Origin of the sequence: Thalassospira profundimaris (genome assembly GCF_003326795.1) — a bacterium.
Taxonomy (GTDB): Bacteria; Pseudomonadota; Alphaproteobacteria; order Rhodospirillales; family Thalassospiraceae; genus Thalassospira; species Thalassospira profundimaris_C.
The window spans coordinates 28,353-47,724 of record NZ_JPWI01000012.1 but is presented as its reverse complement, the minus strand read 5'-3'; the positions used below and the strand labels follow the sequence as shown (position 1 = coordinate 47,724).

General features: G+C 54.0%; 19 protein-coding genes and 1 other RNA gene. 11 read left to right on the top strand and 9 right to left on the bottom strand.

Translation table 11 applies throughout. The annotated features are described in order from the left end of the window. Positions 1–19 precede the first annotated feature (19 nt). Positions 20–386, bottom strand: a transfer-messenger RNA (tmRNA) gene (ssrA, locus tag TH30_RS16795). 130 nt (positions 387–516) lie between these two features. Here ssrA and TH30_RS16790 point away from each other — a divergent pair. From TH30_RS16790 to TH30_RS16770, 5 genes are all read left to right on the top strand, one after another. Continuing rightward, positions 517–1,311, top strand: a complete 795-nt coding sequence (locus TH30_RS16790; protein WP_114099256.1) for a thymidylate synthase — start codon at positions 517–519, stop codon at positions 1,309–1,311. Further along, positions 1,311–1,838 carry a dihydrofolate reductase gene (locus TH30_RS16785; RefSeq protein WP_114099255.1) on the top strand — a complete coding sequence of 176 codons (528 nt, stop codon included), beginning with the start codon at positions 1,311–1,313 and terminating at the stop codon, positions 1,836–1,838. The genes TH30_RS16790 and TH30_RS16785 overlap by 1 nt, the downstream gene beginning before the upstream one ends. 130 nt (positions 1,839–1,968) lie before the next feature. Beyond that, positions 1,969–2,550 carry a TetR/AcrR family transcriptional regulator gene (locus tag TH30_RS16780; RefSeq protein WP_114099254.1) on the top strand — a complete coding sequence of 194 codons (582 nt, stop codon included), beginning with the start codon at positions 1,969–1,971 and terminating at the stop codon, positions 2,548–2,550. A 147-nt stretch (positions 2,551–2,697) separates the two neighbouring features. After that, complete coding sequence (locus TH30_RS16775) at positions 2,698–3,333, top strand: class I SAM-dependent methyltransferase (RefSeq protein WP_114099353.1); 636 nt, start codon at positions 2,698–2,700, stop codon at positions 3,331–3,333. A 125-nt stretch (positions 3,334–3,458) separates the two neighbouring features. Then, a complete protein-coding gene (locus TH30_RS16770) occupies positions 3,459–4,016 on the top strand; it encodes a peroxiredoxin-like family protein (RefSeq protein ID WP_114099253.1) in 558 nt (185 codons plus the stop codon). Positions 4,017–4,116: 100 nt separating this feature from the next. Here TH30_RS16770 and TH30_RS16765 read toward each other — a convergent pair whose 3' ends face one another. The 5 genes from TH30_RS16765 to cyoA all read right to left on the bottom strand — a co-directional run bounded on the left by TH30_RS16765 (position 4,117) and on the right by cyoA (position 9,255). Further along, entirely contained in the window at positions 4,117–4,905 is a 789-nt protein-coding gene (locus TH30_RS16765) for an SURF1 family protein (RefSeq protein WP_181850354.1), read from the bottom strand. Positions 4,906–5,000: 95 nt separating this feature from the next. After that, on the bottom strand, positions 5,001–5,384 hold the full coding sequence (gene cyoD / locus TH30_RS16760) for a cytochrome o ubiquinol oxidase subunit IV (RefSeq protein WP_114099252.1): 384 nt from the start codon (positions 5,382–5,384) through the stop codon (positions 5,001–5,003). Then, a complete protein-coding gene (gene cyoC / locus TH30_RS16755) occupies positions 5,381–6,001 on the bottom strand; it encodes a cytochrome o ubiquinol oxidase subunit III (RefSeq protein WP_022733300.1) in 621 nt (206 codons plus the stop codon). Before cyoC ends, cyoD begins: the two co-directional genes overlap by 4 nt. Before the next feature lie 10 nt (positions 6,002–6,011). Beyond that, positions 6,012–8,021, bottom strand: a complete 2,010-nt coding sequence (gene cyoB / locus TH30_RS16750) for a cytochrome o ubiquinol oxidase subunit I (protein ID WP_101304162.1) — start codon at positions 8,019–8,021, stop codon at positions 6,012–6,014. 91 nt (positions 8,022–8,112) lie between these two features. Next, entirely contained in the window at positions 8,113–9,255 is a 1,143-nt protein-coding gene (gene cyoA / locus TH30_RS16745; RefSeq protein WP_114099251.1) for a ubiquinol oxidase subunit II, read from the bottom strand. 441 nt (positions 9,256–9,696) lie between these two features. On the opposite strand from cyoA, the gene TH30_RS16740 reads away from it, so the two are divergent. Beyond that, the gene (locus tag TH30_RS16740; RefSeq protein ID WP_114099250.1) at positions 9,697–11,037 is read left to right on the top strand and encodes an MFS transporter; all 1,341 of its coding nucleotides are present in this window, start codon (positions 9,697–9,699) and stop codon (positions 11,035–11,037) included. 50 nt (positions 11,038–11,087) lie between these two features. Here TH30_RS16740 and TH30_RS16735 read toward each other — a convergent pair whose 3' ends face one another. Beyond that, positions 11,088–12,026 (bottom strand): LysR family transcriptional regulator, encoded by a 939-nt coding sequence (locus tag TH30_RS16735; protein ID WP_114099249.1) that lies wholly within the window; start codon positions 12,024–12,026, stop codon positions 11,088–11,090. Between the two features lie 112 nt (positions 12,027–12,138). On the opposite strand from TH30_RS16735, the gene TH30_RS16730 reads away from it, so the two are divergent. Beyond that, a complete protein-coding gene (locus TH30_RS16730; protein WP_114099248.1) occupies positions 12,139–13,362 on the top strand; it encodes an MFS transporter in 1,224 nt (407 codons plus the stop codon). 200 nt (positions 13,363–13,562) lie between these two features. Here the strand turns inward: TH30_RS16730 and TH30_RS16725 are convergent, their stop codons facing one another. Further along, complete coding sequence (locus tag TH30_RS16725) at positions 13,563–14,255, bottom strand: glutathione S-transferase family protein (protein ID WP_114099247.1); 693 nt, start codon at positions 14,253–14,255, stop codon at positions 13,563–13,565. 155 nt (positions 14,256–14,410) lie between these two features. Between TH30_RS16725 and TH30_RS16720 the strand changes: the two genes are divergently transcribed. The 4 genes from TH30_RS16720 (at position 14,411) to TH30_RS16705 (ending at position 18,353) form a co-directional block, all read left to right on the top strand. Further along, positions 14,411–15,112, top strand: coding sequence for a glutathione binding-like protein (locus TH30_RS16720; protein WP_114099246.1), 702 nt, complete (start codon positions 14,411–14,413; stop codon positions 15,110–15,112). Between the two features lie 122 nt (positions 15,113–15,234). Next, complete coding sequence (gene zigA / locus TH30_RS16715; RefSeq protein ID WP_114099245.1) at positions 15,235–16,446, top strand: zinc metallochaperone GTPase ZigA; 1,212 nt, start codon at positions 15,235–15,237, stop codon at positions 16,444–16,446. Positions 16,447–16,664: 218 nt separating this feature from the next. Next, entirely contained in the window at positions 16,665–17,816 is a 1,152-nt protein-coding gene (locus tag TH30_RS16710; protein WP_181850352.1) for an alpha/beta hydrolase, read from the top strand. Between the two features lie 21 nt (positions 17,817–17,837). Beyond that, positions 17,838–18,353, top strand: a complete 516-nt coding sequence (locus TH30_RS16705) for a TspO/MBR family protein (RefSeq protein WP_114099243.1) — start codon at positions 17,838–17,840, stop codon at positions 18,351–18,353. 12 nt (positions 18,354–18,365) lie between these two features. Here TH30_RS16705 and TH30_RS16700 read toward each other — a convergent pair whose 3' ends face one another. Further along, on the bottom strand, positions 18,366–19,208 hold the full coding sequence (locus TH30_RS16700; protein ID WP_220150333.1) for a DUF3750 domain-containing protein: 843 nt from the start codon (positions 19,206–19,208) through the stop codon (positions 18,366–18,368). Between the last annotated feature and the right edge of the window lie 164 nt (positions 19,209–19,372).

The following is a 19,372-nucleotide window of genomic DNA, read 5'->3' as shown; positions in this document are numbered from 1 at the left end:
AGCGGGGAATAAATACAAGAGTGGGGCGTTCTGTTGCTAGGTGCCCCGTCCCCCACCAAATTACCGCTCCCGGCAACCGGAATTTCGCTTTGGTGCTAGTACCGCTTACGCAGCAACAGCAACCGGAGCATTGTTGTCGTTTGCATTTACAAACATTGGCCCGATGCGGTGGTACCATGCCGAGCGCCCACATTGACTTTTACTGCTCACGTCGATCCTGTTTCGGCCCCACGAAGATTGCCTGAGTCGGGCAACCGTAAATTTGGTGGAGCCGCCGGGTACCGCCCCCGGGTCCGTAAAGCCTATTCTGTCACGCAGTTTAGCGCCGTAGTCGGGTTGCCCCGACAGGCCCTATATAGGTCAACTAACACCGGTTTCACAAGGGGAATCGGGAAAAACTTTTTACCAAACCGATGAAAACGGTCCATGGTTCAGATGCTGTGCGCCTCTGCTTGCCCACGCGTTCTGACCTGACTATGCTGCCTCAAACACGATTCCAGAAATGCAGGAACGAGCATGCAGCAATATCTTGATCTGATGCGCCTTGTGCGCGACACCGGCACACACAAGGAAGACCGCACCGGCACAGGCACCGTATCGATTTTCGGCCATCAGATGCGCTTTGACCTTTCCGAGGGCTTTCCGCTGGTCACCACCAAGAAGCTGCATCTGAAATCGATCATCCACGAATTGCTGTGGTTCCTTGATGGCGATACCAATGTCAAATATCTGCAGGATAACGGTGTACGCATCTGGAACGAATGGGCCGATGAAAATGGCGATCTGGGCCCGGTTTATGGCGGTCAGTGGCGGTCATGGCGCGGGGCTAATGGTGAAACGATTGACCAGATCACCGGCCTGATCGACCAGATCAAAAACAATCCCGATTCCCGTCGCCTGATTGTTTCGGCATGGAACGTTGCTGATGTGCCCAACATGGCATTGCCGCCCTGCCATTGCCTGTTCCAGTTCTATGTCGCGGATGGCAAATTGTCCTGCCAACTCTATCAGCGCAGTGCCGATATCTTCCTTGGCGTGCCGTTCAACATCGCATCCTATGCGCTTTTGACCATGATGATCGCGCAGGTCTGTGATCTTGGGGTTGGTGATTTTGTCCATACGCTTGGCGATGCACATCTTTATACCAACCATCTTGAACAGGTCGAATTGCAGCTGTCGCGTGAAACCCGCCCGCTTCCGACCATGAAAATCAATCCCGACGTCAAGTCGATCTTTGATTTCAAGTTCGAGGATTTCGAACTGCTCGGCTATGACCCGCATCCGCATATTGCCGGCAAGGTTGCCGTCTGATGCCCGCCAACAATAACGACCGGATCGAACGGGTCGCCGTGGTTGCCGCCGCCAAAAACGGCGCAATCGGCAAGGATGGCTGGATGCCATGGGAACTGCCCGAAGACCTTAAACGGTTCAAGGCCCTGACCCTTGGCAAACCGATGATCATGGGCCGGGTAACGTTCGAGGCCATTGGCAAGCCATTGCCCAAACGCACCACCATCATCGTCACCCGCGACAAGGACTGGTCATATGATCATGAAAATGTCCGGGTTTGCCATGACATCGAAAGTGCGATCCGGCTTGGCGACCAGATTGCCGCCAGCACCGGTGCGAATGAAGTGATCATTGCCGGTGGTGCGCAGATCTATCACCTCGCCCTGCCCTTTACGACCCGCTATGAACTGACCGAGGTGCATGCCGACATTGATGGCGATACCTTCCTTGATCCGTTGCCAAGGGATCAGTGGCACGAAACCGCCCGTCAGAAAATCGTCAATGATGATGGCCCGGATTACAGCTTTGTCACACTGGATCGGGTGTAAAACCGTCAACCGCCGGTCTTACACGTTGACGTGAAGCCACCAAGGTTGATTTTCCTGACAATTCGGTCCATCTTTAAGGTCGTTATAGAACACTCGTTCCAGTGTTCTGGTCAGTATCCAAGGACATGTTATGGCTCGGCCGCGCGGATTTGATGAAGAAAGCGTTCTTGATAACGCAATGAACATCTTCTGGAGCAAAGGGTTTGAATCCACCTCCGTTCAGGATCTGGTGGATGAGACCGGGCTTAACCGTGCGTCCATGTATGCAAGTTTCGGCGACAAGAAGGCCCTGTTCCTGCGTGTTCTGGATCATTACAGCCAGAAAATCAGTACCGAGCGTTTCGCAAAATTGCGCGAAATCGAAAACGGCCGCAAAGCGATCGAGGCAACCTTCCGCGACACGGCAAGAAACGGCTGCACAGACGGCAAACACAAGGGTTGCCTGATTGTGAATTCCGGCATGGAACTGGCTCCGCACGATCCGGAAATTGCGGCGATCTCCCATCAGGCATTTCGCCGGGTCGAAGACATGTTTGCAGCGGCACTAACCCGTGGCATCAAGCACGGTACGGTTTCAAAGGAAAAGAACGTTCGTGCATTGTCACGCTTCCTTGCCGGATCGATCCAGGGTGTTCAGTTGATGTCGCGTCGTGGTGCGGATCGCGAAACGCTTGAAGATTATACCAACACCATCTTAAGCACCCTTGATTAAGTCTTCCCGGTGCTATCAAGCCATTGATTAATCTGTCTGACGACAAAGCCCATATCGTGATTTCGGGTTGCGATCAGGCATGCCTTGCCCGATAGTCTGCACCTGAAAATCGATCCTGCGGGATCGGCCCCAACAGGTGGATATATCATGATAGCAAGCGACAGTTTCTGGGACAAAGCGGCGGACAAATACGCGCGAAAGTCCGTGGGTGATGAAGCTGCCTATGCCAAGACACTTGAACGCACAGTGCAGCATCTCTCGCCTGATCAGCATGCTCTTGAAATCGGATGTGGCACCGGAACAACCGCGCTTAAGCTGGCCCCGCATGTTGCCCACATCACGGGTATCGATATTTCCGAACGCATGATCGAAATTGCCCGGAACAAGGCATCGGATCAGGGCATTCAGAACGTTACCTTTGCGCATAGCCCGCATGACACATTCATCGCGCAACAGGGGGCCCAAAGCTTTGACGTTGTGATGGCGTTCAACGTGCTTCATCTGCTCGACGATCCGGCAAAGACCGTGCGCAGTCTGCGAATGCTTTTGAAGTCAGACGGGCTTTTCATTTCAAAGACCCCGTGCCTTGGTGAAATGACAAAGCTATTGCGCCCGCTTGTCTGGGGCATGCAGAAGCTGGGCAAGGCCCCTTTGGTCCATTACATCAACTATGTCACCCTTGATGACATGATCCGGGATGCCGGATTTGATATCATTGCAAGCGGCATCTACCCGGCAAAGACCAGATCGCGCCTGATCATCGCCAAACGTCGCCAAGCCTGAATTCCCTCAATATCTTCTGTTAAGCCGGATCACAGTTCAGTGATCCCGGATTTAACAGCTTGTCATTTAGAACGATCATTCCATAATGAGTATCAACATCCATATTGCACGTCATGAGGAATGAAATGTCTGCTATTACCCCGCTTATCCCCCGCCAGCCGGTCCCGGCTCTGAACGTACCGCTTGTCGGTGGCGGCACCTGGTCGCTGGCCGATCAGAAACCGGAAAACTTCACCATGGTGGTTTTCTATCGCGGTCTGCATTGCCCTATCTGCGGCAAATACCTCAAGGACCTTGATAACAAGCTCGCTGATTTTGCCAAACGTGGCGTGAATGTTGTTGTTCTGTCATCGGACGTCGAAGAACGTGCGATCGAAGCCAAGGCAAAATGGGAACTTGAGAACCTTGATCTTGGTTATGGCCTCAGCCTTGAGAAAGCCCGCGAATGGGGTCTTTATATCTCGACCTCAAACGGCGTGACCTCAAGCGGCTATGAAGAACCGGCCATCTTCTCCGAACCCGGCCTGTTTCTGGTCCGTGCCGACGGCACCCTCTATTTCGGCACCGTTCAGACCATGCCATTCGCCCGTCCGGCCTTTGACCAGATCCTTGGGGCCCTTGATTTCGTGATCGCCAAGGGCTATCCGGCGCGCGGCGAAGTGATTGATCATACCAACCCGTAACAAGCTTTAAGGTCGGTTCCCCCCCCTCAACCGTCCGTCACACAAGCAAAAAGCCCGACATCATTCGAATGCCGGGCTTTTCTTTTTCAGTGCCAAGGGATCAATCCTCGTCCGGGTCCGTATCCCCTTCGCGGCGCTTGCGCGGACGCAGAACAATCCAGGCCGCAACAAGTGTCAGGATCGCCATCCCGAACCATGTCAGCGCATAGGACAGGTGATTATTCGGGAAGCTGATTCTGGTCAGGCCCCCGACCGGAAGCTTCGCCGGGCTCCCCTTGCCATCCGCATCTATGAAATAGGGCGCGACATCGGCGGCCTTAAGGCCACGCTTGGTCGCCATTGCCCGGACATCACGCGAATACCAGCGATCATCATCGGGCACATTGTCGCGCATAAAGGTGCCAACCGGCTCGTCAATTCTCAGAAGGCCGGTCACAGTAACCTTGCCCTCGACCATGCCCTCTGCCCGGCTTGCGGGATCACGTCGGTCTGTCGGCACGAAACCGCGATTGATCATGACGATTGTACCATCATCACGCGCAAGTGGCGTCATCACCCAGTATCCCGCACCATAATCGGTCGCGGCATAGACATGGCTTTCAAGATCGTTGCGATAGGTGCCTGTGACGCTGACCTTGCGATATTCATCGCCTTCCCGGCTGACAGTGCCCCAGTCCTTACGGGTCGGCGCGGCCACCGCATCGCCATGTACGCGCGCGTCAACCCGTTCAATCAGATCAAGTTTCCATGCCCGGCGTTCCACCTGCCAGTATCCAAGGCCGCAGAACCCCGAAAACAGGATCGCTGCCAGCACCAGCACAACAATACGGGTGGCGATCGAAGGCCCTGTTCGAACCGGTTCGGTCTGTGAAATGCGGTTTTCCGTCATCTCGCTTTCTTTCAAAACACGTCAGTCGTTTCTGAAACAAAAAGGGCGCGATACCGGTAAAGGTATCGCGCCCCCTTTAGATATCAAGCATTGGCCTAGCCAAAGCTTTTGATCATGTCATGATCCATATCGGGCATCATGTTGGTGTTAAGGTGATACATCACCCACATGGAACCGGCGATGGCAATCGCAACGATCACAAGGGTAAAGATCAGCGCCAACATGTTCCAGCCACCTTCGGATTTGGTGTTCATGTGCAGGAAATAGACCATGTGAACAATGATCTGAACCACACCAAGACCCATGATCCAAAGTGCGGTTGCGATCTTGCTGTCAAGAACACCATCCATCACCAGCCAGAACGGAATGGCCGTCAGAATAACCGACAGGATAAACCCGATCATATAGCTGTTGAAGGTACCGTGGCCGGCACCGCCATCGCCGTGATGGTCATCATGTGCGTGTGAATGTGCACTCATCCCAGAACTCCCAGCAGATAAACAACGGAGAAAACACCGATCCAGATGACGTCAAGGAAGTGCCAGAACATCGACAGGCACATCAGACGACGTTTATTGGCCGGGATCAGACCATGTTTGGCTACCTGAATCATCAGGGTCACCAGCCAGATGATCCCGAACGTCACGTGAAGACCGTGGGTCGCAACCAGCGTATAGAATGCCGACAGGAACCCGCTTCGCATCGGCGTCGCACCAAGGCTCCAAAGTTCATGGAACTCATATAGCTCCAGCCCGACAAACGCGGCACCGAACAAACCGGTAATCGCCAGCCAAAGCTGTGTGCCCGCAATACTGCCTTTTTCCATTTGCAGCATGGCGAAGCCATAGGTAATCGACGAAAACAGCAGCATCGATGTATTGATCGCCACCAATTCCAGATCGAACAAATCAGTCGGTGCCGGACCTGCGGCATAATTCTGGCCAATAACGGCATAGGTTGCAAACAGAATCCCAAAGATGAGGCTATCGCTCATCAGATAGATCCAGAAGCCAAGCATCGTCCCGGTTTCCGGGTGATGCTCTTCCTTCAGATAGAAGACCGGCATTTCGGTCTGTGCGGCAGTGTTATTCGCCATTGTCATTCCCTTACGCCTGCTGTTTTGCCAGAAGGGCAGTACGTTCGTCTTCGGTTTCCACGACTTCAGATGCCGGGATGTGATAATCGCGGTCATAGTTGAAGGTGTGGGCAATTGCACCGACAACCAGGGCAATGAAGCTTGCAATCACCAGCCACCAGATATGCCAGACCAGCGCGAAACCAAGAACAAGCGACAGAGCGGCAAGGATAAAGCCAGCGCCGGTATTTTTCGGCATATGGATATCCAGGAAGCCTTCCGTCGGACGGACATAACCACGTTTCTTCATGTCGGCCCATGCATCAAGATCATGGACAACCGGGGTAAAGGCAAAGTTGTAGGCTGGGGGCGGCGACGAAGTCGACCATTCCAGCGTACGACCATCCCCCCATGGGTCACCGGTTTCATCACGAAGCTTGTCACGTTTGATCACCGCAACAACGATCGACAGAATGAACGAACCGATCCCCCCGGCAATCAGAAGCGCACCAAAGGCGGCAATCACGAACCAGATCTGAAGCGACGGATCGTCAAATTGGCTCATGCGGCGGGTAATCCCCATCAGACCAAGAACATAAAGCGGCATGAAGGCGAAATAGAACCCGACAAGCCAGAGCCAGAAGGACATTTTGCCCCAGAACGGATCAAGCTTGAAGCCAAATGCCTTGGGGAACCAGTAAACGATACCGGCAAACATCCCGAACACCACACCACCGATAATCACGTTATGGAAGTGCGCAATCAGGAACAGGCTGTTATGCAACACAAAGTCAGCCGGCGGAACCGCAAGCATAACACCCGTCATGCCCCCGATCACAAAGGTCAGCATAAAGCCGATGGTCCACAGCATCGGAACATCAAAACTGATGCGGCCCTTATACATCGTGAACATCCAGTTGAAGATCTTCGCACCGGTCGGGATCGAGATGATCATGGTCGCGATACCAAAGAAGGCGTTCACGCTGGCACCCGAGCCCATGGTGAAGAAGTGATGCAACCAGACGATATAGGACAGGATGGTGATAACCACGGTGGCATACACCATCGAGCTATACCCAAACAGACGCTTGCGCGAGAATGTCGACACAACTTCGGAAAACACACCAAACGCCGGCAGGATCAGGATGTAAACTTCCGGGTGCCCCCAAATCCAGATCAGGTTGATATACATCATGGCGTTACCGCCAAGATCGTTGGTGAAGAAGTTGGTGTCTGCGTAACGGTCAAGCCCAAGCAGAACCAGAACAGCGGTCAGAACCGGGAACGCAGCCACGATCAGAACGTTGGTGCAAAGTGCCGTCCAGGTAAAGACCGGCATTTTCATCATGGACATGCCCGGTGCGCGCATTTTGACGATGGTCACAACCAGATTGACCCCCGAAAGCAACGTCCCGACACCGGCAATCTGAAGGGCCCAGATGTAATAATCGACCCCGACCCCCGGACTGTAGACAATGTCTGACAGCGGCGGATATGCCAGCCAGCCGGTTTTCGCGAACTCACCGACAAACAGCGACACCATGATCAGCACGGCACCGCTGGTGGTCATCCAGAAGCTGAAATTATTCAGGAACGGGAACGCAACGTCACGCGCGCCGATTTGTAGCGGCACGACAAAGTTCATAAGCCCCGTCACCAGCGGCATGGCCACGAAGAAGATCATGATTACGCCGTGGGCGGTGAATATCTGATCGTAATGATCAGGGGGAAGGAAACCTTCCGAGCCGCCAAAAGCCATCGCTTGCTGGGCACGCATCATAAGCGCATCGGAGAAACCACGCAAAAGCATGACAAGCGCCAATATGATGTACATAATGCCGATTTTTTTATGGTCAATCGACGTGATCCACTCGTTCCAGAGATATCCCCAGAGGCGGAAATAAGTAATACCGCCCAGAACGGCGATACCACCCAGAACCACGGCCGCGAACGTCACCACAAGGATCGGTTCATGGAACGGGAGTGAATCAAGCGACAGCCGGCCAAATATAAAATGCAAAAGGTCCGGATTGGAGAACATCGAATTACTCTTCTTTCAAATGCAGCAATACACCGGCTGTCCGGTGCTAAAACCGCGAAGGGCCGGTTGGGATCCCCCAACCGGCACTGCTTCAGAACCCTGTCGAAACGCCTGACGGCGCAAAGCTCATGGCACGATCAGATGCCTGCACGCGATCAAACAGCGGCAAAGCATTCAAATCACCGGCAAAACCGCCTTCCGGGGTCGTGCACAAGGTCGCCACATAGGATTTGCTCTCGGGCAATGGCTGGCTTCCGCGCATGCGCGGCACGTCATAGGTCAAGGACATGACGTTATAAATACCGGCCAGACCACCACCACCGTTCTCGTCAATGGCCATCATCTCGTTCATGCACATTTTCGACTGATCGACGCACATGTTGAGGATCGCACCATAAAGTTCCGGATCAACCGAACTGAAATAGTGGATCGGCTCATCGATACTCGGCTTTTCAAGCTCAAGATACTCGGAACGACCAAGGAAGTTCTCGTCGGATTTCACTTTCGAAACCCAATCTTCAAACCCTTCTTCGCTCAGACCGTGGAATTTAAAGCGCATGTGGGAGAAACCCTCACCGCTGTAATTCCCAGAGAAGCCGTCATAAATGCCTTCTTCGTTGATCACGGCATGAAGTTTGGTTTCCATGCCGGCCATCGAATAAATCTGACCTGCGAGTGCAGGAATGAAGAAGGAGTTCATGATCCCCGAAGAGGTAATCTTGAACTGGATCGGTGTGTCGATTGGCGCCGCGAGCTCGTTAATGGTCGCAATGCCCTGTTCCGGATAGAAGAACAGCCATTTCCAATCAAGGGAAACAACTTCAACCACCATTGGTTTGTGGTCTTTGGCAAGCGGCCGTTCGGCATCAATACGGTCCAGCGGACGATACGGGTCAAGCGTATGCGTCGTAACCCAGGTAATTGCACCAAGGGCGATAATGATCACCAGCGGGGCCGACCAGATGACAACTTCCAGCTTCGTGGAATGGTGCCATTCAGGATCGTATTCCGCGTCCTTGTTGCCCTGACGGTATTTCCAGGCAAAGAAAACCGTCAATGCCATCACCGGAACGATGATCAACAGCATCAGGATCGTGGACACGATAATAAGATCGGACTGCTGGGACGCAATATCACCCGACGGGTCGATCACAACCAGGTTGCAACCGGCCAGAAGCGAAAACATCGAGGTTACAGTGACGCCGCGTACAAGTTTTGAAAGCATGCGCTTCATACTTTGTCAGTTTCTGGAAGATGTTCTCACAGGTAACCATATACCTGCAAGCCGCACAACGACCCATCGAAGATCGCCACACGTCGTACCCTACCGCAACGGCATATAGGAAGTGTCATCCTAAACATCCACGAAAAGGGCACAAAAACAGCAAATTTTTTTTCAAAAACCTGCCAAGGTGGAAAGTCGCGGCAATTGCTATAGCTGCATCGCAGCAATGTCAAGGTACGCGCCATGCATAGCAGGGTCTTAATGACAATTATCATCCCAATGTAAACCGTGCGTTGTGCGTTGCAGAACAATAATTGACACTGACGTTTGCAATTCACATGTCTATACTTAGACTCGATCCAAAGTCGTATCGCCTTTCGAGCCGGATTTGTGATCCAATCAAAAGCAGTTAGGGCCCCAAAGGCCCGACCAGTGAATAGGGAGAACGGCGTGAACCAAACAACCGAAAACTACGCGACCGCCACCTCGTCAGGTTTGGAACGCGACGCACGCCAGCAATATGCCGGCGATGCACATGATCCTGGTCAGATTGCGCTTGGCGTAATCATTGGCCGTACATCGGAATTCTTCGACTTCTTCGTTTATTGCATCGCATCGGTACTGGTGTTCCCGCAACTGCTGTTTCCCGGTGAAACAGCATTGGTCGGCACAATGTATTCGTTTGCCATCTTCTCGCTGGCCTTTATCGCGCGCCCCGTCGGATCGCTTGTCTTCATGACGGTCGACCGTCGCTATGGTCGCGGGGTAAAGCTGACCATTGCCATGTTCATGCTTGGCGGCTCCACGGCTGCGATGGCCTTCCTGCCCAGCTATGCCTCGGCCGGTATCGTTGCAATCTATCTTCTGTGTGTCTTCCGCTTCCTGCAGGGGCTTGCATGGGGTGGTGCGTGGGATGGTCTGGCCTCCCTTCTTGCACTGAACGCGCCAGATAACCGCAAGGGCTGGTATGCGATGATCCCGCAGCTGGGCGCTCCACTTGGCTTCATGCTGGCCTCATCGCTGTTTGCCTATCTGCTTCTGACCCTTCATCCAGATGACTTCCTGGCATTTGGCTGGCGCTTTGTGTTCTTCGTTGCATTTGCAATTAACGTGGTTGCCCTGTTCGCCCGGCTGCGACTGGTAGCAACTTCGGAATTCGGACATCTGCTCGAAAAGAACGAACTTGAAGCCGCCCCTGTCATGGACACGCTCAAACATAACGGACGGACCGTTCTGCTTGGCGCTCTGGTGCCAATGGTCAGCTACGCGCTGTTCCATCTGGTGACGGTGTTTGCACTGAGCTGGGTCTATCTGTATGCCAACGGCAATCCGGGTCAGTTCCTGCTGACACAGGGAGTTGGTGCGGTGCTTTGTGCCTTTGGCATCATTGCATCGGGCTTCATTGCCGATCAGCTGGGCCGTCGTCGCCTGCTCGGTTACAGTGCCGGCATCATCCTTCTGGGAGCGATCCTTACCCCGCTTCTCTACAATTATAATGTCATCAATGAAGGCATGATTGTTCTGGGCGGCTTTGCGGTTCTTGGCCTGTGCTTTGGTCAGGCCGCCGGAACGCTGGCATCCAACTTCAAGCGTGAGTATCGCTATACCGGTTCGGCTTTGACCTCAGATCTGGCATGGCTGCTCGGGGCCGGTTTTGCGCCGCTGATCGCACTGTATCTGTGTGACAAGTTCGGCCTGCCCGGTGTTGGGGCCTATCTGCTTTCAGGGGCGGTTGTGACCTTGCTGGTTCTGCATTTCAACAAACAGTTCGGTTCGCGAAACCCGGCCTGATTGCGCACCAGTCACTGAACACAAACACCCCGGCCTTCGCCGGGGTGTTTTCATTTGTTGATCTGTCTTTGGCGCGAAGGCACCTCAACCTCGGCCAGTTTCGGCATGAAATCGCGCAAGATATCAAAGAATTTCCGCATCCTTGCCGGATAGTAACTGGCATAGGGATAAACCAGATAAACCGGCAATGCCGATGCCTGCCAGTCCGGAAACAGGTTAACCAGCCTGCCTTCCCTGAGATCATCAACCACAATCCACCGCGACACGATCCCGACCCCCAACCCGTTCAGAACGGCGTGACGGGTGGCAAACAAACTGTCTGTGCTAAAACGCGGCGCAATCGGGAACCGCACTGTCTTGCGATTTCTGGTGTTTTGCAGAACGATCTCGGATCCATAAAAAGTCGTAAGCGACACCCACGGCACCCCTTCCAGCGCCTCGACCCGGTCAATCGATCTGTTTTCCAGAAGTTCCGGGGCCGCCACCACAATCCTTGGGATTTCGGCAAGCAAAACGGCGACATGCGACGGGTCCGATACTGGCCCGACATGAATGGCACAATCAATATTCTCGGATATGAAGTCTGGTGGACGGTCGCTCAGAACCCAGTCAACACTGACCTGATCATAATTTTTCAGATACTCGACCAGCGGACGCACCAATTGATCCTGCCCGAAGGCATGCGGCACCTTGACCGCCAGTCGACCGACCGGCGCCCCCCGCGCGCCAGCAAGTTCTTCTTCAAGCTGATCCCAGCCTTCCATCAATTTGCGGGCATGGGCATAGCATCGTTCGCCATCGTCGGTCAGTTTGATTGCATGCGTATTGCGCAGGATCAGCTCGACACCCAGCATATCTTCAAGTGTGCGAAGACGCCTGCTGATCGTCGGTTGCGTTGTCTTAAGCAGGATCGCCGCCGCCGACAGGCTTCCCCCATCAACGATGCGCACGAATGTTTGCATCAATTCCATACGATCAACGGAAGACATTTTTCACCTATCATACGCTTTACGTATAAGCATCTTACTCCACAACCCTCTACCAAACCAGTGCATCGTCGATATTCTGGCGCAAATTCAATTCAGCTTTACGGAGCTTTCAATGACCATTGCGCAACCTACTGCTCATCCGCAGCAGATCACGGCGGCACCGTCCCGCAATATCGTCTTTGCGCTTGCCCTTGGCGCAGGGTCGGCTGTCGCCTCGATCTATTATACCCAGCCTGTCCTGAATATGATCGGGACCGAGCTTGGACTTGGCGTTGGCACAACCGGACTGATCCCGACCATTACACAGGCCGGATATGCCCTGGGCATTCTGTTCCTGTTACCACTGGGTGATCGCTATGACCGCCGGACCCTGATTGTCCTTAAAAGTGTTCTGCTTGCCGCGATGCTGCTGACCGGCAGCATCTCGCCCGGACTGAACACCATCCTGTTTACCAGCCTGCTGATCGGCATCACCGCCACCATGGCCCAGGATATTGTTCCTGCTGCGGCCATTCTTTCGCCAAAGCATTTGCATGGCAAAACCATCGGCACGGTCATGACCGGGCTTCTGATCGGTATCCTGTTGTCGCGCACCGTCAGCGGCGTGATTGCCGAATATTTCGGATGGCGCGTTGTCCTGCAACTTGCCGCCATTGAAATCCTGATCATCGGCTTTGCCCTGTGGAAGATTTTGCCACCGTTTCAGACCCACGCAACGATGAGCTATCCGAAACTTCTGCAATCCCTTGCCCATCTCTGGGCTGCCCACCCGTCCCTGCGCTATGCGGCGATTGCACAGGCATTCCTTGCCATTGCGTTTAGCGCGTTCTGGTCATCTCTTTCGCTGATCCTGCATCAACGCTATCAGCTGGGCAGTGACATTGCCGGGGCCTTTGGCTTGTTGGGCGCGGTTGGCGCTTTGATGGCGCGCTATGCCGGAAGTCTTTCTGACCGTCACGGCCCGGCGCTTGTGACCAAGCTGGGATCGGTCACGCTGATCCTGTCCTTTGCGCTGATGTGTCTTGTTCCGGCATTTTCCACGACCAGCATGCAGCTTGCCATACTGGCAATCGGAACCATCGGCTTTGACATGGGGGTTCAGGCATCCTTGGTCTCGCACCAGACCATTGTCTATCAGATCGCGCCCGAAGCCCGCAGCCGCCTGAACTCAGTTTTCTTTACCGTCATGTTCATCGGCATGGCGTCGGGGTCGGTTCTTGGCACGCAGCTCTTTGCCCATGGCGGTTATCCGTCGGTCATGGCGGTTGGCGTCATCGCCGGTATCATCAGCCTGACCATCAGACTGCTTGCCGATCGCAAGGCCGCACAGTCCTGACCCCCGCCCAGCCTTTGCAGTGCCCGAACAAAAAAACACCCCGGCGACAGTGCCGGGGTGTTTTCGCAAGCGATCAGATTAATGCAGTCTCAGTCGGGGAGTTTGGCCTTGGCATGACCGGTTGTCTCCCCCTCAACCGGTCGCGCGATCAAACCGCGCCTGCGATATCGCCAAACTCCCCGATGAGGGCGCCGTTCCCGTTAAACGTAGTTTGACGGGAACATGGCGCGTTTGGCGTCTTCGTCCATTTCGGTTTTGAAGGTGTGATCCTTGCCAACATTGCGCGCAGCAATCGCGGCGGGGTGACTGTTCATCGCATCGAACCAGCGTTTCAGGTTCGGATAGTTATTCATCACATCCGGGTTCTTGTGCACATAGGGGGCCTTGTCGATCCAGCCCCAGGCCGAAATATCGACAATCGTCATTTCATCACCGACGATAAAGTCGCGGCCCTTCATATGATCTTCAAGCACCTGATAATGGCGGGCAATCTCGTTGCGGTAACGGTTCACACCATAGTCGCTCCCGGCCGGTGCAACATGATGGAAATGCACCGCCTGACCGGAAAACGGACCGATGCCCGTGGCAATGAACATCAACCAGGACAGCAATTCACCACGATCTTCCGGCTTGCCCAGAAACTTGCCCGATTTTTCCGCCAGATACAGCAAAATGGCATTTGAATCGAAAACGCGAACATCCTTGCCGCCCGCCCCTTCGGTATCGACAATCGCCGGGACCTTGCCATTCGGGTTGATCGCCCGAAAGGCCGGATCATGTTGCTGACCCTTACGGGTATCAACCGGCAGCACCTCATAGGCAAGACCGGTCGCTTCAAGCATCATCGAGATTTTCTGCGGGTTCGGGGTCGGATGAAAATAGAAGCGGATCATCAAGAGTCTCCTTGCGGGTCGGTCGGTTTACACGAAGCCGTGACCCGGCATTGCATTTTGGAACGTTCGTTTTAAATTGACCCATTATGTCTCAGTTGGCAAGCTTGGATTATTGAAGCTGTCACCAGAAATTATCCTTAAGGAGCCCCAACCCCATGATTGAACTTTATTACTGGCCAACCCCGAACGGTCACAAGATCACCCTGTTCCTCGAAGAGGCCGGGCTGGATTACAAGATTTTCCCGATCAATATCGGTGCAGGCGATCAGTTCAAACCGGAATTCCTGGCCTTTTCGCCCAATAATCGCATGCCGGCAATCATTGACCGTGACCCGGCCGATGGGGGCGAGCCGATCACGGTGTTTGAATCCGGTGCAATCTTGCAATATCTGGCCGAGAAAACCGGCAAGTTCCTTCCGACTGACGTCCGCGGCCGCAAGACCGTGATGGAATGGCTGTTCTGGCAGATGGGTGGCCTTGGCCCGATGGCCGGTCAGAACCACCATTTCGGCACCTATGCGCCGGAAAAAATCCCCTATGCCATCACGCGCTATGTCAATGAGACCAACCGCCTCTATGGCGTGCTCAACAAACGTCTCGAAGGGCGTAAATTCATTGCTGGTGATGACTACAGCATTGCCGATATGGCGTCCTATCCATGGGTTGTCAGCCATGAAAAACAACAACAGGATCTGAATGAATTCCCGAACCTGAAACGCTGGTTCAAGGCCATCGAAGCCCGTCCGGCAACCATTGCAGCCTACAAGGTTGGTGAAGGCATGCGCGAACCCATCATGAGCGACGAGGACAAAAAAGTCCTGTTTGGTCAAACCGCAAAATCGACCCAAAACGCCTGATCACGCGTTGCTCAATCCATCCCGACAAGCCCGGCCGGATCGCCGGGCTTGTTTTTTTGGTTGCCCCGCCTTTCCGATCCAATTAAATGTTACGTTATAACATAGCATTTATAGGTCCCCTGATGAAACGCCTTCCCGTAACTGTTCTGTCCGGCTTTCTTGGCGCGGGCAAAACCACCCTCCTCAATCATGTTCTTAATAACCGCCGTGGCTTGCGGGTTGCGGTCATCGTCAATGATATGTCCGAGGTTAATATTGATGCCGACCTGATCCGCAACGGCGGGTCCGAGCTTTCCCAGACCGATGAAAAACTGGTCGAAATGACCAATGGCTGCATTTGCTGCACATTGCGCGATGACTTGCTGGCCGAAGTCCGCCGTCTCGCCGAACAGGGGCGTTTTGATTATTTGCTGATCGAATCAACTGGCATTTCCGAACCCCTTCCGGTTGCTGCCACCTTCGATTTCCGCGATGAAAATGGTCAGTCGCTTGGCGACATTGCCAAACTTGATACCATGGTCACGGTGGTCGATGGTGCACGCATGATCGCCGATTACAGCTCTACCGAACTGCTGTCGGATCGCGGCGAAAGCCTTGGTGACGGTGATGACCGGTCCATCGTCGATCTTTTGGTTGATCAGATCGAATTTTCCGACGTCATCGTTTTGAACAAGCTTGATCTTATCAATGACGAAGAACGCAAATCCGTGCTGGGGATCATCAAGGCACTGAATGCCGATGCCGAAATCATCGAGACCACACAAAGCATCGTCACCCCCGAACGCATCCTGAATACCGGACGTTTTGACTTCGAACGGGCGCAAAACCATCCGCTGTGGGCCAAGGAACTCTATGGTTTTGCCGACCACATCCCGGAGACCGAGGAATACGGGATCAAAAGCTTTACCTTCCGCACCTCTCTGCCCTTTCACCCTGAACGTTTTCACGCCTTTATCAACAGCGAATGGCCCGGCGTCCTGCGGGCCAAGGGTCATTTCTGGCTGGCGACCCGCCCTGACTGGGTCGGTGAAATCAGTCAGGCCGGAGCCGCGGTCAAGACCGAAGCCCTTGGCACATGGTGGTGCGCGGTGCCACGTGATCAATGGCCGGACAATCCGGTATGGCGCGATCTTGTCTTTTCAAAATGGGATCCGGTCTTTGCCGACCGTCGTCAGGAAATCGTCTTTATCGGTCAGAACATGAACGAAGCCGCCCTGCGCCAACGTCTGTCGGAATGCCTTGTCGATGATAACGACGATGCCCTGACATCATCCTTTGATGCGGCACACTATGCCAACCTGCCCGATCCGTTCCCGCGCTGGTCGCGGAACTGAACCCCGTCTGTCAAAGGCTTTTGACCCGATCAATCAAAACAAGCCCAAAGAAGTGATCCGTCTGGACCAAATTCGGCCTAGATTTTTCAACCATTTGCGCGAAGATAATGTCGCCACTGCAGGACGACCAACAACGCAACGGGGATGGTATGCGTCGACTCAAAGCCGGTTCGCCCATATTGAAAGATTGCCTGCACCGGATCACCCGGAAGACACGCATGCTCCTTGCTGTCGTAATTCCGGCAGCCGCCATCGCATCCTGTGCCTTTCCCCCCGATAACGAGCTTTATCAGCAATCCCCCGACATCCCGCCCTACAAACAGGACAGCTTCAAGGAATATGTTACCCAAACCCGTGACTGGGTCGCCGAACATCGCGTCTTTATCACGCAGGACCGTGACACCGAACTGGCGCGCAACATTCCGTTTGAAAAAGGCCCGACGTCACCGGACGACAGAACACCAAAGCGCGGCGTTCTGTTTGTGCATGGTTTGGGGGCAAGCCCATGGTACTTCCACGACATTGCCACCCGGATGGCAAAGAACGGATGGCTGGCGCGCTCCATGCTGTTACCCGGCCACGGAACCCGTCCGGCAGATCTGGGCATTCCGGACTATGCGGACTGGACAGAGGCCGTTGCCCATCAGGTTGCCTTGCTCGAAGGCAAGGTCGATGAAGTCTGGCTTGGCGGGTTTTCCACCGGCGGCAATCTTGTGACCAGTTATGCCGCAGAACATTCCGAAATTGCCGGCTTGTTGCTGTTTTCACCGGGCATTTATCCCGATAACGGCTTCCTTTTCCTGACCCCTGTCATCAAGTATCTTTGGGACTGGATCGACGTTGACTCTGAAGTCAATGCCATCAATTACCAGTCGCTTTCATCAAGGGCATCAGAGCTTTATTACCGAAGCGTTCTGGATGCGCAGGAACATCTGGCTGCAGAGCCGTTTGATCGTCCGGTGGTTCTGGTGATGAGTGCCGATGACAGTGTGCTGGCCCCGATCGAGACACTTCGTACATTTGAGAAACGCTTCACCCATCCCAAATCGCGTTTTGTCTGGTATGATGACACGCCTGCACCGACCCGTGACAAAAGGGTTGAAACCCTTAACAGCAAGCTGCCCGATCAGCAGATCAGTACATTTTCGCATCTGAGCGTGCTGTTTGCGCCAAGCAATCCGTATTATGGTGTGAAGGGCAGTTTTATCTTTGTTGAAAATGGTCAGGAAAACATCGCCCTGCCCGAAGACCTGTCAACGATCTGGCGCAGCAGTTGGGGTTATACAGAGCCCGGCAAATATCATGGCCGCCTGACCTGGAATCCCTATTTCGACGCGTTGATCGGCACAATCGACGATGTCACCAACTAAGCCAAAGGACCAGTCAGCACCATGACCAGCAGCGAACAGGAAACGATGAACCCGCGTCCCAATCATCGCACCCGCGTTTTTGCGCTGATTGCCTTCATGGTGTTGTGCCTGATCATATCGGCATTTGGCGGGGCGGTAACCGCAACCAGTGTCAATGACTGGTACGCGACCTTGCAGAAACCTGCATTCAATCCACCAAACTGGCTGTTTGGTCCGGTCTGGACGGTTATCTATTTCCTGATCGCCCTGAGCGGCTGGCGGGTCTGGCTCAAACGCGGCATTGCCAATGCCAAGGTGCCTTTCACCCTTTATGCCACGCAGCTCACCCTTAATCTTGCATGGTCGTTCCTGTTTTTCGGCGCACAGGCACCATTTTTGGGCCTGATCGATATTGTGATCCTGCTGGTCCTGATCATCATCAATTGCGCGATGTTCATGAAAATTGACCGACTTGCCGGGATGCTTCTTGTGCCCTATGCGCTGTGGGTGGGCTTTGCAACCTTGCTTAACGGTGCGATCTGGCACTTGAACAGCTAGAACGAAGAAACTCTAGCCGCTTGGCTCTGCGCGGACATCCATTCCCGTTTCGGTCGTCGAACCGTCATTAACGTCATTCACATTCGCAACGTCCTGATCGACATCATCCATGCCAAGCCGCCCGATGGATGGCAAACGCAGGGCCGGGCGATTGAAGTCGATCCCGAAATTAAGCCCCAGAAGATTAAGCTCGATCCCTTCTTCAATCCCGACAGAGAACCCGAGAACCCCCAAAATATTTGCCTGAACTCCCTGCCCGGTGGGCGACATGCCGACCGGATTGGTGAGTGCCCGGTAATCCTTGCCAATCGCATTGGCAGGCATATCAAGTTGAAGCCCCGGCACTTCGCGACCGATATGGGCGATAAAGGTATTGCTGTTCGGGCCGGGATAGCTGCGATATTCACGCGGGTACGGATAACTCGCCACCGCGGCCTCAACCTGATCAATCAGGGCTTCTGCAACTTCGCCTCGCTTGTCGGCAAGGATCTCTGGTTTGGAACCGAACCATAACCCGTCAGGGATCGCGTAATTCTTGCGCACCACACTGCCACCGCCCCAGCCAACCACGTCATAGCGGGTATAGCTGGTTTCACCGGCACGCTTGTAGATGATCCACGGATGAACGGCAAAATACCCCCGCCAGCCAAACGTGTCGGCGGCCATCACCATGACAATCGCCTGATTGGCGTGTGCCGCAGCATCCGGAGCAACCCCGGATGAATGGCGCGGCGCTGTGCGCCAGGTATAGCTGTCTTTTTTCTTCTGACTTGGCGGATCTTCCGCAAGACTGATGCCAAATGGCAGGACAAGAACCGCCATAAGTCCAAGAAACAGAGTTTTGCCTTTACCCAAGTTTTCAATCCGTTCTGATTTTGCGTTGCAGTAACATTACGATCAAAGCGGAGAAGTAAGATCAAAAAAAGGCAATGCAACACAGCGTCACAATCAACAAGCTGTGAGACGCTGATACATTTTCGCGACATTTCCTGCCATTTTCCGAGATTTCCTGCAATTTC